Origin of the sequence: Natrinema salsiterrestre, assembly GCF_029502005.1 — an archaeon.
Lineage (GTDB): Archaea > Halobacteriota > Halobacteria > Halobacteriales > Natrialbaceae > Natrinema > Natrinema salsiterrestre.
In genome coordinates this window covers 1-16,516 of sequence record NZ_JAMQOT010000013.1, presented here as the reverse complement: position 1 = coordinate 16,516, position 16,516 = coordinate 1, and the positions used below count along the sequence as shown (strand labels likewise).

General features: G+C 58.1%; 13 protein-coding genes and 1 pseudogene. 4 read left to right on the top strand and 10 right to left on the bottom strand.

Annotation, left to right across the window (positions count from 1 at the left end; all coding sequences use genetic code 11):
• Positions 1-246: 246 nt before the first annotated feature.
• From NDI89_RS21945 to NDI89_RS21930, 4 genes are all read right to left on the bottom strand, one after another.
• Positions 247-3,093: a UvrD-helicase domain-containing protein gene (locus tag NDI89_RS21945; protein WP_277524780.1), complete on the bottom strand. Its 2,847-nt coding sequence runs from the start codon at positions 3,091-3,093 to the stop codon at positions 247-249.
• Complete coding sequence (locus NDI89_RS21940) at positions 3,086-5,671, bottom strand: PD-(D/E)XK nuclease family protein (RefSeq protein ID WP_277524779.1); 2,586 nt, start codon at positions 5,669-5,671, stop codon at positions 3,086-3,088. Before NDI89_RS21940 ends, NDI89_RS21945 begins: the two co-directional genes overlap by 8 nt.
• 300 nt (positions 5,672-5,971) lie before the next feature.
• Positions 5,972-6,604, bottom strand: a complete 633-nt coding sequence (locus NDI89_RS21935) for a GAP family protein (protein WP_277524778.1) — start codon at positions 6,602-6,604, stop codon at positions 5,972-5,974.
• A 428-nt stretch (positions 6,605-7,032) separates the two neighbouring features.
• Entirely contained in the window at positions 7,033-7,575 is a 543-nt protein-coding gene (locus NDI89_RS21930; RefSeq protein ID WP_277524777.1) for an AI-2E family transporter, read from the bottom strand.
• Positions 7,576-7,875: 300 nt separating this feature from the next.
• On the opposite strand from NDI89_RS21930, the gene NDI89_RS24120 reads away from it, so the two are divergent.
• Positions 7,876-8,223 (top strand): HalOD1 output domain-containing protein, encoded by a 348-nt coding sequence (locus NDI89_RS24120; RefSeq protein ID WP_425607775.1) that lies wholly within the window; start codon positions 7,876-7,878, stop codon positions 8,221-8,223.
• 844 nt (positions 8,224-9,067) lie between these two features.
• Here the strand turns inward: NDI89_RS24120 and NDI89_RS21925 are convergent.
• On the bottom strand, positions 9,068-10,096 hold the full coding sequence (locus tag NDI89_RS21925; protein WP_277524776.1) for an AI-2E family transporter: 1,029 nt from the start codon (positions 10,094-10,096) through the stop codon (positions 9,068-9,070).
• 354 nt (positions 10,097-10,450) lie between these two features.
• Here NDI89_RS21925 and NDI89_RS21920 point away from each other — a divergent pair, with 354 nt between their 5' ends.
• Positions 10,451-10,855 (top strand): DUF5518 domain-containing protein, encoded by a 405-nt coding sequence (locus tag NDI89_RS21920; protein WP_277524882.1) that lies wholly within the window; start codon positions 10,451-10,453, stop codon positions 10,853-10,855.
• Between the two features lie 358 nt (positions 10,856-11,213).
• Here NDI89_RS21920 and NDI89_RS21915 read toward each other — a convergent pair whose 3' ends face one another.
• Together NDI89_RS21915 and NDI89_RS21910 are read right to left on the bottom strand one after the other, a co-directional pair.
• A complete protein-coding gene (locus tag NDI89_RS21915; protein ID WP_425607774.1) occupies positions 11,214-11,393 on the bottom strand; it encodes a universal stress protein in 180 nt (59 codons plus the stop codon).
• Positions 11,336-11,650 carry a hypothetical protein gene (locus NDI89_RS21910; RefSeq protein ID WP_277524885.1) on the bottom strand — a complete coding sequence of 105 codons (315 nt, stop codon included), beginning with the start codon at positions 11,648-11,650 and terminating at the stop codon, positions 11,336-11,338. The genes NDI89_RS21915 and NDI89_RS21910 overlap by 58 nt, the downstream gene beginning before the upstream one ends.
• A 240-nt stretch (positions 11,651-11,890) precedes the next feature.
• Here NDI89_RS21910 and NDI89_RS21905 point away from each other — a divergent pair, with 240 nt between their 5' ends.
• Positions 11,891-12,631 carry a DUF5518 domain-containing protein gene (locus NDI89_RS21905; protein ID WP_277524775.1) on the top strand — a complete coding sequence of 247 codons (741 nt, stop codon included), beginning with the start codon at positions 11,891-11,893 and terminating at the stop codon, positions 12,629-12,631.
• A 236-nt stretch (positions 12,632-12,867) separates the two neighbouring features.
• Positions 12,868-13,058, top strand: a pseudogene (locus NDI89_RS24005) (DNA polymerase subunit beta); the annotation flags it as partial.
• A 191-nt stretch (positions 13,059-13,249) separates the two neighbouring features.
• On the opposite strand, the gene NDI89_RS21900 reads toward NDI89_RS24005, so the two are convergent.
• The 3 genes from NDI89_RS21900 to NDI89_RS21890 all read right to left on the bottom strand — a co-directional run.
• Positions 13,250-15,004 carry a GMC family oxidoreductase N-terminal domain-containing protein gene (locus tag NDI89_RS21900; protein ID WP_277524774.1) on the bottom strand — a complete coding sequence of 585 codons (1,755 nt, stop codon included), beginning with the start codon at positions 15,002-15,004 and terminating at the stop codon, positions 13,250-13,252.
• Positions 15,004-16,176: a hypothetical protein gene (locus tag NDI89_RS21895; protein ID WP_277524773.1), complete on the bottom strand. Its 1,173-nt coding sequence runs from the start codon at positions 16,174-16,176 to the stop codon at positions 15,004-15,006. The genes NDI89_RS21900 and NDI89_RS21895 overlap by 1 nt, the downstream gene beginning before the upstream one ends.
• 221 nt (positions 16,177-16,397) lie before the next feature.
• On the bottom strand, positions 16,398-16,516 hold a 119-nt coding region (locus NDI89_RS21890; RefSeq protein ID WP_277521295.1), incomplete at its 5' end, for an integrase core domain-containing protein.

Genomic DNA, 16,516 nt, shown 5'->3' with positions numbered 1-16,516 from the left:
TGCCGTTTGTAGTGCCCATGTATCAAAAACATACTCGCCAACGCGAAGTGCGCTGTACATCCTGATCCATGGTTACGGCCAGTGACACATAGTTCTGTGTGAGTGTCTACGTCACTGCTACGGATCTCGTCGATCCAACGGACTCAACTCGTTCGACGATCTGGCGGGCCTTCGACCTGCGTGAGAGTATCGGTGCCGGTCGGATCCGAGAGACACCGTACCGCACTCCCATATGCGTACAATCCGTCACATCCGCTCGGTCTGATCGCGAACGAGTTCACGGAGGTCGTCCCTCGAGAACGGCGCAACCGCCACCCGCTCACCGTCCGCCGTGTAGAAGATACTCGCCGCGATCTCCCGATCGGAATACACCGCATCGAGCACATGCCAGTAGACGCTCAACTGCGTGCGATATTCGGATTCTGCATGCCGCCCGCGATCCGTCTTGTAATCGACGATCTCGATCGTATCCCCAGTCACGTGAACCAGGTCGACGATACCGTGAAGACTCACTCGTTCCCCATCGACCTCGAGCGGGAGATACGCGCTCTCTTCGACCCTGAGTTCACCGTCCATCGAATCCAACAGATCTCGTATGCGTTTCTCGTCCTCGCTCTGGGGTTCGACGGCCTCGCCCAACGCATATCGCTCGGCGAAATCGTGAACGCGAGAGCCGAACTCGAGGCCTCGCCCCGCCTCGACCGCTTCGAAGACGTCCTCGTCCATCAGTGAGTGTGGCGAATACCGAACCGGTCCCTCCGGGTCTCGAATGTCGATCTCGAGGTGGGGCTGTTCACTCTGGTCGACTGCAACCGTCTCAGGGTCCGGCACGACCGACTCGATATCCACGGGAAGCTCCTCGAGGAACGTATTGGGGTCGTCACCCGCGGTGAAGACGACGTGGCTCTCGGCCCGTGTGATGGCAACGTACAGCAACCGTCGCTCCTCGTCGTAGTCGCGGGGAAGACAGCGACGAAGCACGTCCGAGCGCCAATTGTCGTAGACGTGGGGGTGGCCCTGTGCCGCTTCGGTGTACACCTTGCGCTGCCGGAGGCCAACTGGGTCCTGATAGGAGATGGAACTACTGCCACCACCGGACGGCGGGTAGCGGCCGCTGTTCATATTCGCGAGGATCACGATCGGGTACTCGAGTCCCTTCGCGGAGTGAATCGTCTGGACCGTCACCGAATTCGCTCCCGCACTCGCGCTGACCTCGTGGGTACTCCCCGCGTCGATGCTGCGCTCGATCACACGGATGAGATCGCCCTGCGTCATCGTCGTCGTACTGTGGATCGATTGAATCGTGTGCAGGATGACGTCGGCAGTCTCCCCGTCGTACCCGTATCGAGTGAAGACACGCCGTGTAATCCCACCGAGCGTCTCCATCGCCCCCAATTCCTCACGGAAGGCGGTCATGTCCTCGGGATAGTCTCCACGATCCAGAATCCGATCGATCTCGTCGAGCGTGTATCCGGCTTCCTCGAGGACGACGGCCCACCCGCGATCGAGGTCGTTCTCGAGAATCCTGAGCCACGCCAGCAGGAGTTTCGCCTGATCGGTCCGAAACAGTTCGATCCCACCCTCGTACGCCGTGGGAACTCCGTACTCCTCGGCCGTCTCGAGGAGTTCGCGACCGAAGTCGCGCGTTCGAGTCAGAACTGCGATGTCGCGGTACTCCGGTACTCGGAGGTTCCCATCGTCGTCTTCTACTCGATAGTCGCCGTTTCCGACGATTTCCTGTACTTTGGCCAGGATCGCCTCGTCTTCCGCCTCGCTCTGTATCGCTTCGATCGTCGTGTTCTCGTGATCGGCGTTCGATTCGAGCGAGACGATCCGGTCTCGCGTGTCCTCGACGTCGATCTCCTCGCTGCCGGTTGCCGGAACAAGGAGCCCGTGTTCGGAGAAATCCAGGATCGACTGCGTCGATCGGTAGTTCTCGACGAACTCGATTCTGGTCACGTCGGTCGTGTCGAAGCGAACGCGATCGGCGTCCCGATTCAACTCCTCGGCGAACCCGTTCAACCGCGTTTCGAACTCGACGATATTGTCCACGTCGGCGTACTGGAAGCCGTAGATGCTCTGCTTCCAGTCGCCGACGACGCAGACGTTGTCGGTCCCGGCCAGGAGCAGTGCGAGTTTGAACTGAATCTCGCTCGAGTCCTGGAACTCGTCGACCATCACGTACTCGAAGGCGGCCTCGCCGCGGAGTTCGTGGTTCTCACAGAGCAGGACGAACGCGAACAGCTGGAGGAAGCCGAAGTTCAGGTAATTGCGCCGGAGGGCGAATCTGAGATAGTCGTAGTAGACGTCGTGAACGAACCCCTTCAGATCACTCCGGTCCTCCTCGAACGCCGCCCAAGCGACTGCGTCCGGAACCTGCTTCCCGTCGCCTCGGATCTCGGCCTTGTCCGGAGCGGCCGGCAGGTAGTTCTTGTTCTTCCCGTAGCTGTAGAGCTTCGATCGCAGCCGCGACTGTTTGCTTCCGTCATTCCGCGGTTCGTTGCGATCGTCGAAGAGGCGTTTGAACGCGTCGAAGTTACCATCGAGATAGCGCTCTCCGTTGCGATACCAGCCGTCGGCAGTCGGGAACACTCCCTTCGAAGCTAACTCTTCGATGAGGCCGAGCAGTTCCATCGGAGCGGAAATCGCTCGAAACAGGTCGTCATACGCGGGATTGTCATCGCTGAAGCCGTCGATAAACTCCCGAAACAGCCCGTCCTCGACGACGTCGTCGCTGACAATCCGGGTCGAGCCGGTGATCGTGTCGTCGATACCGAGATACGCTGGGGCAGTGTGACCGTGCTCTTGAAGGTGATCGTGACACAGCGAATGGAAGGTCCGGATCGGCGCGTCGGCGAGCTCGCGCATTCCGTACTGGCACTGGCCGACGATTCGCTCTTTCATTTCGGTCGCGGCATTGTTCGTGAAGGTGACCAGGAGGACATCGTCCGGTTCGACCCCCGACTGCTCGACGATATTCGCGTAGCGCCGGGTGACGGCGAACGTCTTCCCGGTTCCGGCACCGGCGTCGACGAGATAGGTGCCCTCAGTGCTTTCGATGAGTTCTCGCTGTTGCGTGTTGGGTTCAGTCATCAGTGTTCAGCAGGAGATCGCGGTTGTCCACGTAGCGGTAGTTGGGTTCGCCGGCGAGTCCCTCGACCGGGAAGCGCTCCTCACCGCGACGCCGGCGATTCAGTTCTGCGATCCGATCGTCGACGAACTCCTCGAAAGCGTCGAGGTCCTCGCGGAAGTAGTTGCGACTCCGAACCCGCATCAGCTCGCGCATCAGTTGCTTACACCCCGAGGAGACGTACTTGTAGTCACCGACGCACTCCTTCATCCGCTCAATCAACACTTGGCCGAACTCCGACTCGATGAGTTCGTCACTGTCCCGCGTGTCCGGCATCGGTGTCACTTCGAAGACCGCTCTGTAGTCGTCGTACGTGACCTTCTCGAGCGTCTTTCGACAGTTCCCAGCGCCGTCCTCGCGGAGATCCTCGAACACCGCTCGTGACTCAGCGTGTCCTTCGAACGACGTCGGGTGGTACGTGACCGTGGTGAGCGTGTCCTCGAGGTCCGCGTCACCGGCGACGACGTCGTCGAGCGTCTCGAGGAAGTGAAAGAAGGTGAACTCCAGTTCGTCCTCCGGCCGTTCCGTTCGCCAGTGTGTGAGGTACAGCAGCGCCTGGAAGTTCGGCGACTCGGCGGGCGGATCTATCGCCGAGTTCGTCACGACTTGGGAAGCTCGCTTTCGGCTGCCGCTCTTGTGATCGACGAGTCTGGTCGGGCCGTGAATCAGATCGATCTTCCCCTTCAGGCCGAGATCGTCGTTCTCGAACCACCGCTCGGTGATCGGCGTCTCGATCGGTCGGTCGTACCGCTCGGCGAAGAAGTTCGATCCCCAGCCGCTTTCGGCCGTGAGAAAGGTCCCGTCGGTCGGGACGTTTTCATCCAAAAAGTCGCGGATCGTTTCGAGCCCCACACGGTACTTCGTTCGTCGCGTCTTCCGGTCGACGCGCCTGACGAACGGCCGCGTTTCCTCGAGCATCACTTCGACCGTCTCGTCGAGTAGCGCGTCGTCGACTGCATCTCGGTGCTCGACGTAGAACTCGGCGAAATCGTGGAACAGATTTCCTTCTTCGAAATAGTCCTTGTCGGGGCCGTCGACGAGACGACTGAAGAAGTAATCGCGCGGACAGTTGACGTACGTACTGAGACTGGACTGGCTAATCGTCTCCACCTCGGTCGCGGTAGCGTCGACGGGTTCTTTCTCGAATCCGGTCCCTCGTTCGCGGGGCGCTTTTGCGTGCTGTATCGACTCGAGGTCACTGAAGCGGTCGAACTCTTCCTCCAGAAGTTCCTCGAAGTACAGACACGGCGTAACCGGAGACCCGCCACTCGTGTCCTGAACGAGGTAATATTGCTCGACGCCGCTCTGCAACAGCAGCTGGAACTGCTGGATGTTTCTGGTGTACTGGGCATCGCGATCGACCCACGGACGGCGCGGTGCGGAGTGCGTCCAGTTCTCGTCGAGCCCGAGGAAGAACACGACGGGCCGATCGACGTACGCGGCCGACTTCGCGTCGGCCAGCAGCACACCCTCGTTTTCTCGGTCGACCGGAACCTCGTAGGTCTGCAGATAAAACTCGAGTCGATCGACCGTCTCCTCGGTGACGAACTCGTCGTCGAGACACAATGCGGCCACTTCGTCTCGGAAGGCGTCCATCGAACACCCGGTTCGCTGCTCGAACGCCGTGATCGACTCGTCGACGGTCCGATTTTCGATGGTGTCACAGAAATCGCGAACCCACTCGATCTCAGCGATATCGAGGTCGGACAGCCGTTTTTCGTCGTGTTCGAGGGCGAGATCGACGCCGAGTGTACGCAGAACCGGTTTGACGTCGCGGACCTCGGTATCCGTTCCGCGATGTGCCACGCGGAGCAACTGGCAGAACGCTCGGTGGTCCGAATCGTCGATAAAGCCAGGGCCGCCATAGAACGGTATCTCGGCCGATTCGAACGCGGATTCCACGAGTGTCGAATACGGACTCGCCTGGTCGAGGACGACTGCGACGTTCTCGGAATCGTTCCCCGCGATACTATCGACCACTGTGTCGACGATCGCCGACGTCGACTCGAAGATCCGGAACGGTGGTCGCTCGAACGCCTGGTCGCTGAATGGACTGTAGGTATCGTACTCCGCCGGGAGTATCGATCGCTCGAGCGCGGTCAGCTGGTCTTCACCCACCACCGCGACGTCTGTATCGGCATCGATCCGGTACTCGGTCAGTCGTCCCGACGTCGTCTCGAGGTCGTCGATATACGCTACCGCTTCTTCGGTCACCGCGTCGGCGTAGCCATTGTACTCGAGGATGGAATCCAGCCGCCCCTGATGCTCCCAGCACTGGAGGATGTTCCCAATCGCGTAAGCGCTGCGTTTCCAATCGAGGTCGCTGTGTTCGACGAGCTCGAGGAACGCAGTTCGATCCTCGGCCGTCTCGCGTCGACCTGCCGCGAGACGCCGAGGTGGAACCGCGAACGGGCCGAAGTGAGGCCTATCCAATCGACGGTTCAGCGCACTGGCAAGCGGTGCATCGGGAACGAGAACGAGGTCGTAGTCCGAGATTTGCTCGTAGAGAGTATCGAGAGGTGTTGCCCGCGTGATTGACACTCTTCGAGTTCACAATTTAGGATAGATAAGACTATCGGCATTTTCAGAACGTGTTAGACGGAATGGTACTATCCAGACGACGGAAACCGCGAGGCAGCGTACTGGTGATGACGTGACGGAAACTGTGTTAGTATCCTTGATCAGCGGCGTCGAGACAGGCATTGGCGTTGGTTTATGGCAAAAAATAGACGCTCCTCACAGTGCGATACAGAAGAGGGATTCCACCGAGAGGCGAACAGTACCTTTCCAGTGTTGTGGCTGAGCGTCCTTCCGGGTGATGGTTTGTGAGTTCGTACGCACCTATCCGAGAAGGTTCTGCAGCGTCAGAACGATGAAGAGAGCAATCACTGCTTCGGAGATGATCCAGGAGTTGTCGTTCATCCAGTCGCGGATCTCCGGGAGCGCGGCTTCCGCTCGCTCGCCTACCACGACCACCGCGAGCGACGGAAGCGCTAAGATGAACAGTGTGAGTAAGATAAACCCAGTCGCGTCCGTGACCGGGTCGCCGTTCGCTGCGAGATAGGTACCGACACTCATCGAGGTGACGATATCGGTCGGGAAGACGCCCAATAGAAGAAACCCCAGTCGAAACGAGAACCGTGGTGTCGCGGTGGTCAACTTGCCCATCCACGCTGGTGGCTCCGTCACATTCCGCTTTCGGTAGGTCTCCTCTGCCGCGTAGAGGAGGAGGATGAGGACGACGACGTAGAGCAGTTGCTTCGCGCTCGCACCGAGCAGACCGCCACCACCGCCGAAACTGTTCCCGAGGAGGTACGCGACGACGACGACGAGACTGATCGAGAGGAACGCACCGAAGACATATGCTATCGAGTTCGTCCGCCACTTCTCGCTCGTGGCGAGGAAGATGGGCGAGAGGATCTGCGGACCCGCAATCATCACGATAGCCAGCGGGAGAACTTCGAGGAGACTCATAGCTCGCACTCGCGGTGTGCCGATTTAGTCTCGTGACCAGATGCCCTACTTTCACTACTGCGTACGATTTCCACCATCGTTGCGATTCTCTACAGAGAAATAGGACGGCGAAAGCAATTAATGTGGTTTAGATCACATAGCGATCATTTTCCGGTTTCTTACAGGTACTGCGTTCCCTTGCGGTTGCTCCGCTCCCGATTCGACCCAGCACCGCAGTGTGCGCCATCGTGATATTGACGAGTGACTCGCTCGAGAATGTATCGTGATCGTCCGTGACGGGCTGAATAGCCGGTCACGGGGTCTCGAGAGACCGGCGTTTCTTAGAACTCGTCGTTCGCGTTTGGCGACCGGACAGAGGCTTTCCACCCGGAGGCTCGAACCCGGGTGAATACGAACTCGCAGATCGCCGACGAAGCAGTGGCCGTCTCTCACCACGGTGTCACTCGACGAACGTCCGTGCTGAAATGGGTGACGGGGGCGCTCACTAGCGGAGACGAGACTTTGTGTGGGTAGATTTCACCCCGTTCCGATGTCGGTCCGATCCACCTCGGACGGGGAACGTTCTGCTGATCCCCAACATTCTCGGCGTACTCGTCGAGCGTGTGTTCGGGATTTAGTTCGACGCGTTCGCACTCGGGATCGGCCAACACAGGGAGGATCATTCGGACGAACGTCACGATGAAGACCATCAGGAACGGACCGAGGAAGATACCGTACCAGCCGAACAGTGGCGGGCCGAACAGGTACGCGAACATGACGAGCCCAGTGTTGAGCAGTCGCCCCGAGAGGTACGGCCGGATGTACGTCCGGACGAGATTGTCGAACGCGACGATCATGACCGCGAGGAACGCGATCGGGAACCAGAGGAGACGCGGGTCGACCGTCGCCGCCTGGACCGCGAGGGTCCCGGCAATCGCGATATAGATGATCGACCGGCCGACGAGCGGGACGAGCGTGAAGAGGCCGGTCACGACGGCGAACAATACCGCCGACGGGATCGCCAGTCCGCCGGGCGCGACGACGTTGAATACCGTGTAGATGATCGCCGAGAGGATGATGACATCGAACGCGCCATCGAGGACTCACAGCCGTGAAATCACGCGTTCAAACAAGGCCCAGAGGATGAGTTCAGCACGACAACTTCGTTTGATCTTATTGCGGAACAGTTTGACCAAGTCAAATCGTCGCCGGTACTAGGCTGGGACCGCGACGCCTTGTCCAAGCGTTACTCGAGGTCATCTTTGTCATCGGTAAAAATATAGAGCCCACTAATGTTGGGTGAACAATTATTCTTCATCGTCTCCCTTCGAAGGGTAGGATCAGAAATCCACCGAGCGGATCAATACTCAAGGGAGACTATGACTGAGAACGGAAATGGGAGAATTCACCGATTTAACTCCATAGCGGACGAGACACCAACAAAGGCAGTGATTCGCAGCCACGCGTCTCTTCGAGACAAGCGACCGATAGATCTCCCTCCATTAGCTGACGCGATTCCGTGTAACGCACTTAATGCACTCGTCAATACTGGAGATGAGGTCACGGTGACGTTCACCTATGAGGGGACACAGACTACCGTCCACGGCGATGGGGAGATCGTCATTCACGAGCCTGCGTAGCTCAATCGGGGAGGTCTCGGTCTGCGAATGGAACGATGGGGATTTTGATAAATATCTAATGTTTTGACAGAGCGGTGCTAAACATACAGCGCAGATATTACCCTACACTTACAATAGTCATCTTCCAACAGAAAACTATGGTGAAGCGACGGACACTCCTCAAAGCCGGCGGCGTTGTATGTGGTTCTGCTACTATCGACGTGGGACTGCAGGTCTTTCCGATCCGTTCTCATTTATATGATGTACGGCTTGACAACCGCCAGGCAAAATCAGTGAGTGTCGACGTGCGACTGAATGCTGACGGCGAAACCGTCCTTCAATCGACCCGTGATGTACCACCGGATAAATTGCTGCATCTGTCCTGTGAGTGGCCCCGTACAGCGTGGAGCTACGAGATGGCTGTCCGACCAACTGATCAAGACGAATGGCAGACGATCACGTGGAGTGACGCAGGGAAGCTATGCAAAAAAATCGTGATTAACGAGGTAGACACATCCCTCAGTCCTGTCTCGTTCTATGAAGCGAGTTCATGCCCGACGACTCTTGATGAACACTCGTGTGGGTGAGCCAAAAGAGTCAGTGGTGAATACATCCTTGTAGTCAGTATACCAATCCTATCAACATTTGGTGAAGGTGAGTCTCGCCTCGATAGCTATGCCACCTGTAGATCCCGTCTCGGACTGTACCACATTCGCGCTTTGTATTCAGCACACCCGCTGAAACCTATCACCGAGTGATGGTTTCAATAAAGCAATCCATCTCTAATGTACCGTCGCGCGGTCGCCGGCCGATTCAGCGATGGTGGAGTATTACCGTCGGGCAGTGGATCGCACAGGCCAGCCGCTTACCGGATCTCTCCAGACGTACCTCGTATTTCCACCAGCAGATCGACGACGGCTTTCGACAGCCCCAGTATGACCGGGCCGATAAAGAGCCCGAGGAATCCGAAGACGGCCACTCCACCGAAGATGCCGAGAACGAGCAGCCCAGAGTTGAGGCGCGCTCCGCGCTGCATTGCGAGCGGTCGGACGAAGTTGTCCGAGCCGCTAACGACGACGGAGCCGTATATGAGTAGCCCCACGGCTACTGGAATGTTTCCCGAGATCACGAGATAGCCGACAGCTGGAATCCAGATGATCGACGCACCGATGAGCGGAAGCAATGATAAGATGAACGTGACTACTCCCCAGAAGATAATATTCTCGAAACCGATGACCACAAAGGCCAGAACGGTCAGTATCGCCTGTAAGCCGGCGACGATAACGTTGCCGACGACGGCCGCCCAGAGGAGGTCGTCAGTGCGTTCTATCAACTCATCCATAACGTCCGACTCGAGCGGGGCGGCCGTTCGGAGCCACGCGACGAATGCGTCTCCGTCTCGTAAGAGATAGTAGAACGTAAACAGGAAGATCACCACGCCGACGACGAACGAGGGAATCCCACCGACGATACCGATGACGCCCCCCAGAACGCCGCGGAGACCGGTTTCGACGGCACCGGACAACGGCTCGAGGAGGCGTTGGAGGTCCGCATCCGGTCCGAGCTGCTCCTGGACGATCGTTTCGACGGCGGCGATGTCGGGGAGTTCGGCACCGCTCGCCATCGAAACCGCCTGGTCCACTGCGACGGCGAGGATAAGCAGGAGCGGGACGAGAACGACGATAACTGTGACGAGTATCGTCACGACTGCGCCGAGGGTCGCACCCAGACGCTGTGAGAGTCTACCGTTTATCGGGGCGACCAGATACGCCAGTAATGCACCCGCCAGCACGGGCTGGAAAAACGGCAATACGAGGACGACGGACAGCGTCCCGAGCACTACCAAGAGAAGTCGGAGAAAGGTCGTTGAGGACAGGTCGTCATCCTCGGTCATGGGTAGTCACCGGTACCGCTCAGGGGGTGAGGATATCTCGTACCGACATGGGTTTCCACTCTATCAACGAGAGATCGGTCCTTTCGCGGGTTCTATCACGGGTACTCTGGAACCGGCGGACGGTGAGTATCTTGAGCTAGCATACCATGGGTCCGTATTTAATACCATGAGGGCGTCTCGGCGTACAGCGGATCCGAAAATTCAGTAGCGTACGTGAATCAAGCGTCCTGATTCTGGACTCGTGTGTCTGCTCTGAATAGTGTAATATTTCCAAATCTCTGCTCAGGATGATCGTACTATCCGTCTTCCCTGAGATGGGGTATATATACTATGACAGCTTAGTTATTATTGATCATGAACATCAATTGGTCAGCAGTCGTAACTGGATTTGTAGTGACCCTCGTTCTCGGGTTCATCAGCGGTGTGATCTACGTAGGATCGGAAGCCTCGGTCGTAGTCTTGTACTGGGGAACCATCGGTGTCCTCGGAGGCCTCGTCGCCGGCTACCTCGTCGGCGGAACAGTGGGTTCCGGCGCGTTCCACGGCGGTATCGCGACCGTCTTCGGATCGCTCATCCTGTTAGCTATCGCGGCGTTCACGACGCTTCTGTTCGCGGGCGTTGTCCCGACGTTCGGCGTGATCGTCTTCGGCTTGCTCATGCTCGCGTTCTACGCCATCCCCGGCGCGCTGGGTGGCGCGATCGGATCGTGGGCAAAGGGTCGTCGGACCTCCAGGGAAGTAGTCGGTGCACGGGCCTGAGCGACTACCGAGACCACCGATCGCTTTTTATCGAACAACGGACTCCTGCTTCGCAAAGACAGTGATCGAAATAACACATTTTGGTAATCGTAACACTCCTGACGCTGTTCTTTCAGTGCCCGCCTCGAGATTCGGATCTCTCGCCGTCGGCTTCCCCCTGTTTGCGTTCAATTCGGTACCCGACGCGCTCGGTGGTTCGATCGGAGGGTGGGCTAACGGAAACCGGGCATCTCGCCGGAAGGCCGGTACTCGAACGTGAGAGTTCGCAACGAGATGGCCGGAAACATATCGTTTCCGCTCTGGGAATCGACACTCAGCCTTCCGAGTCTCGTGGGGGGGTCATCCTCTCGGATAATCGTCACGGGTCGTGTGCTCTCCGCGCCACGCTTTCGGCAACACTTCCGAGCAGATATCTGGCCAACCCGTTGCGGCCGTGACTGCCGAGGACGATGTGGTCGACGTCGTGTTCCTCCGCATAGGTTACGATAGTCGAGTCCGCTTTTCCATCGATCGACTCCGTTCGTATTTCCGTCTCCAAGTTCCGTCTGATCTCCGCTGCTCTCTCGAGGAGTTCTCGGCGTCGCCCAGAACGTAGTAGAGGATACCTAGTGCGTCACCGGTGTCGTCCCACTGTACTGCCGTCGCTCGCTCGATGAATGGTGCCTCGGTCTTGACCTCCCCCATGCCCGTCAGGACGTGGAATCCCACCATGAGATGTCCGTCGAGTGTGACGTTCGAGGTTCCCACTCCAAGATGTGTGATGGAGAGGGAGCGCAGTTCGTTGCCTGCCACCATGGCCCGGTGAGAATGGTCTCACGATACCACAGCAATACGCTTTCCAACAGCAACCAGTCTCAAAAATAATTCTAGTATCAATACGTATTCTCTGATAAATAGATACTCCTCGGACAGTACTCAGCGATTATTCCCCACCGTCCTCAGAAGGGATGGTGCGTTGCCAGAAATAGAGTACAGACGTTCTCTGAGGGATGAATACCGGATTTAAGTGTGAGAGCCGTGATAAAACGAAGCGTCATGAGTTCTACGCCATCGGAGAGTTCGAACGTGGACGGATCAACGACGTCTAGTACCCCACTCCCGGAGATCGTTGACTGGCTTTTAGGAGCCCTCATTGCGCTCAGTGGGTTGATCTTTGTAGCAGTCGGGGCCGCCCTTGTATTTGGTATTGATCGAGAGTTGCTCGAACAGGCCATCGAAGAAGAAGCCACGACGGTAACAGTCGGTACGACTGAACTTACTGACGCGGAAGCGCTTGAAGTAACTGACGCGGTCATCTCGTGGATGGGTCCAGGCCTGCTCATAACGGGTCTCGGAATGATCGTCTTTGCGATCGGATATATTGTTGTGAGACACCGCGCACACCGGCGGGCTCGGACAGATGGCACCGTCAATTCGTACGGCTCGTTTGCCGTTCTCGGGGCAGTCATTACTGCAATTTTCTCCTTTATCCCGGTCTCGTCGGCCCTTGGCGGGGCTGTCGCGGGGTATCTAGAAAAGAGCGAGTCTGATCGAACGATCAGCGTCGGGGCGCTTGCAGGTGTCTTACCCTTACTCCCACTGCTCATAGTCGGCCTGTTCAGTGTCGGTGGATTAGCCACCGGACTTCTTGCTATTGAACAGGGCGGCAACGCGGCTTTTGTTGGTATAACGGCACTTCTATCGTTGGTCGTCTCCGCAGCCCTTGGGGCCGGACTCGGCGGTCTCGGCGGATACCTTGGTGGCTGGTTTGCGGAACGCCGAACTACAGCAAACTGACGCTCATCACAGCGGTGCAACGCGGAAATCCACGTCTTTCAGGCAGTTGGTCGCTGTCGTACCGCGGAGCGGTTATCAATATAATTATGGGTTCACTACGACCTAGAGGGACAGGTAGTTAGATAGTGGCGGTCCTGGTCCCGCTGTCGAATATGAGAAATTTGATAGTAGTATGCCTCTCAGTGGATCGTGGCCACCTTTTTTATCTCGTTGCACAAAATCAGACAGTGTCTGAGATGGCGAAACAAGACATAACGATCTGCATCGATGCGTATCCAAACGCGGACACTGACGCATTTCGCATCGAAGCAGCAGACGATATCCTTCGTCTACTGGTCGACGCCCACGAAACGGAGTTCACGATCCCCGATCTCGTCGATGCAACGGACGTGACTCGCCGACGATCTGGCGGGCCTTCGACCTGCTGGTAGAGAGTCTCGTGAGGAGTTGTCCGCGTGATTGACACTCTTCGAGTTCCAAATTTGAGATTGACAGGGACATCGGCATCGTAAAAACGTATTGGACAGGACCAGTACTTCAGCAACGGAGAATTTCTGTACCGAAGTGGAATTCGCGACCACAGTACACAGAGAACAGAGCAAAGCCAGAGTGTAGAGATTAGAAGTAGAGGTCGCCGATTCGATCGGCAGTCCGCAGTGCGAGCGCTTGCCCGGTGTTGGTCGGGTTCGGACCACCCACCCCGTTCGCCATCGCAGAGTGGTCCGCGACGAAGAGCCTCGAGACGTTCTTCGCCTCGGCGTTCTCGTCGAGCACCTCCCCCATTCGCATCGTAGACTGCATGTGGAGCAACAGCGGAGGCCACTCACAGCGGTGGACGTGCTCAGCACCTGCCTCGCGATGAATGTTCGCGGCGATACGTGCGAGTTCATCGCGCTTCGCATCGTCGTCGGGGTGAGGTTCGTACTTGACCTTCGGAACCGGTCCGTGTTCGTCGCTGAACGTATTGTCCAGCGAGACGCCGTTGTCCTGACGCGGGAGGTCGTCAGTCAGGATCAGGAGCGCCTTCGTTTGCCTGTAGTCCGACATCCGACGCTTGAGTTCTTCGCCGACGACGTAGCCGCGTGTGTCCCACGGCTCGCCGGGATCGACCGGCGTGTCGAAGCTGTACCCGGCCTCGGTGAAGAGGTAGTCAGCGTAGGAGACGAGCCCGGGTGACATGCCGATGTCTTCCATGCCGCCGACGCCGGGTTTGTCGAACCGAACTGCCGAGTTCTGACCCACGTAGGGGTCCATATGTTCGTTCTCGGGGTTGATCTCGGCGACGGTGTCGTCGTCGTAGACGCCGACGACCCAGTCGAACCAATGGGTCGTGAGTCCCTTGCCGACCCAGCCGTCGTCCGGCAGGCCCGAATTGAGCCAGAGCCGAGGCGATTCGATGCAGCCGGCAGCGAGGACGACGACGTCGGCCGAGACCGTTTGTGAGCTACCGGACCAGGAGTCACGGAACGTGACGCCCGTCGCTTCCATCGTTCCGAGTCCTTCTTCGGCTTCGATGTTCGTGACGAATGCGTTCGGGCGGATCGCGACGTTCCCCGGTTCGGGTTCGTCGTTCGTATCGAGCGCTCGCGGCACCCAACTCACGTTCGCGGATTTGCGAGCCTTCTCGCGAACTGGCGCGTCGACGGGAGTGGACGAGCCCTGGAAGTGGTCGCCCACGAGCGTGTCCCCGCGGAACCCGTCGTCGTAGCTGAACGATCCTTCGTAGTCGGAATCGAGGGGCTGGTCGGTCGCCGTTTCCTCTCCGGGGACTGCGACGGCATTCGCTTGAGGTCGCCACCCCGTCTCCGTGACGTTCTTCGTGTCGAGACGCGGGTAGCCGGCGTTCGTCGCTCCTTCGATGAACACCTCCTCCTTGGCCGTCATCGGTGCCTGCTGGGTACTCGTCACTTCCTCGTTGAGCTGATAGTACGGGACGAGGTCCTCGTACGAAATCGGCCAGTGGTCCTGCTCGTCGATGGCGTACGGATACGCCCGGGGGTGGTTCGCGAAGTAGTGGAGCGAGGTCCCACCGACCGCGCCGACCTGCCAGATGAACGCGTTCTGATGGAGATTCCGGAACCACGGCGCTCGCGAGTGGTCGGCCGGTCCCACGCGGAGGTAGCCGTGAGTAGGGTCGTTCGCATCGGCTTCCCGATGGGTGAACTGATCGTCCAGTAACTTTCCATCGAGATCGTCGGGATCCGTACTCACCGTCCCACCTGCGTCGGCGTGTGGTTCGGGCCACTGTTCGTTGCCGTGCCACGGGCCGCCCTCGAGGATGAGGACGTCGAGGCCGTGTTTACGAGCGAGTCGTGACGCGGTGGCCGGACCGTCCGCACCGGCACCGATGACGACGACGTCGGGATCGTTCATCAGGTGTCACCTCCGATCCCGTCGATGACATCATCGCCGGTCAGGTCGTCCGGGAGATTCAGGTTCTTGGCCTTCGGGTCCTTGAACCCGCCCGGAACGGCGTGACGCCAGTCTGCCGCGTATCCCGGAGCAGGGCCAGGATAGCCGCTCTGCTGACGACTCTGGACCTCGGCCGGGTCCCGTTGCATTTCGCGCTCGTTTGGCGTGTTCGTTTTCGTGTCCCCGTATCCGGACCACTCGGTGTAGTAGCCGAAGCCGTGGAGGCCGTTGACGGCCATAACCACGTACTTCAGGATGCCGACGTCTGGCACCAGCGGCGATAGGAGATCGTCGATCGTATCGATGGCACCGCCGTCGACGATCGTCCAGAGACACCGGAGTCGGTCCTCTCGAGAGAGGCGGGTGAACGTCCCGCCGCCCGGGAACTGCTCGTTCGGCGAGACCGGATCTTCGTTCTTCCCGAGAGCGAGGAACTCAGCGGCCACGAGATCGAACACGAGCGTAAAGGTCGGCGCATAGGGGTAATTCTGGAGGATCCGGTGGACCGATTCGTTCGTCGTCTCGACAGCCAGTTCGAACTCCGCCGGCCCCTCCGTCGCGTCGTCGAAGTCAGCGAATCCGATCTCGAACCGTTCGACCGGGCCGAACGTGAGGTAGTCCTCCATCGCTTCGCCGTCCAGATCCAGATCCAAGATGCTGATGTCCGCGAGGTCCAGCATCGCGTCCAGATCTGAGCTGAACCCCGTCGTGTCGACCGTCACCTCGAACATGGCCCGCGGCATCTCCGGTCCAGAATCGCCCGAGAGATCGAGCAGCGAGTTCTCGGTCACCATCTCGGCGCGAATCTCCTGGAAGTGGTTGAAGTCCCAGATGAGGAACTTCTCTAACTCGGCGTCGAGACCGCCGGGGACGTGCTCGGGCCCGAGTTCGTCCTCGAGTTCCGGTGTCCGTGGGACGATCGCGTCGACGATCGATCGGTACGTGTCCGCGGTATGAGGGTCACTTTGCAGTGGACCATCCATCGCTGCCTGCGCAGTCTCGAACGTCGCGTTCGACATCGACAGCGCTGCGAGCCCGCCAATGCCTTTGACGACGCCTCGTCTGCTCACTTGCTCTCTATCGTTTTCTTGCATGGTGTGTTTCGGGTCACGCCAGCAACCGTCGTTCGTCACTGTGTGACTCCACCGCAAGAGAATAACACGACATTTTATAAACTTATGTAACTGATATAAACTACATTATTACAAAATTACACCAAAAGATGGTGGAGGTTTTCACGAACTCTAAGACATTTATAGTCTCTATAAGCCCATATTAGTCGGTATCATTAAAAGAATATGGTTAATAGTAATAACGTAGCAATTTTTTTACTATTATATTTATTCGGCACTGTCTAGTTTAGCACCTCCGCTGGCGTCTGTTCGTTAAGTGATTGGTGCGGTCGTTGTGTGTTGTAGTAGTGTATGAACTGTTCAAGCCATTCTCTGACGCTCACCCGACTGCCCACCCACG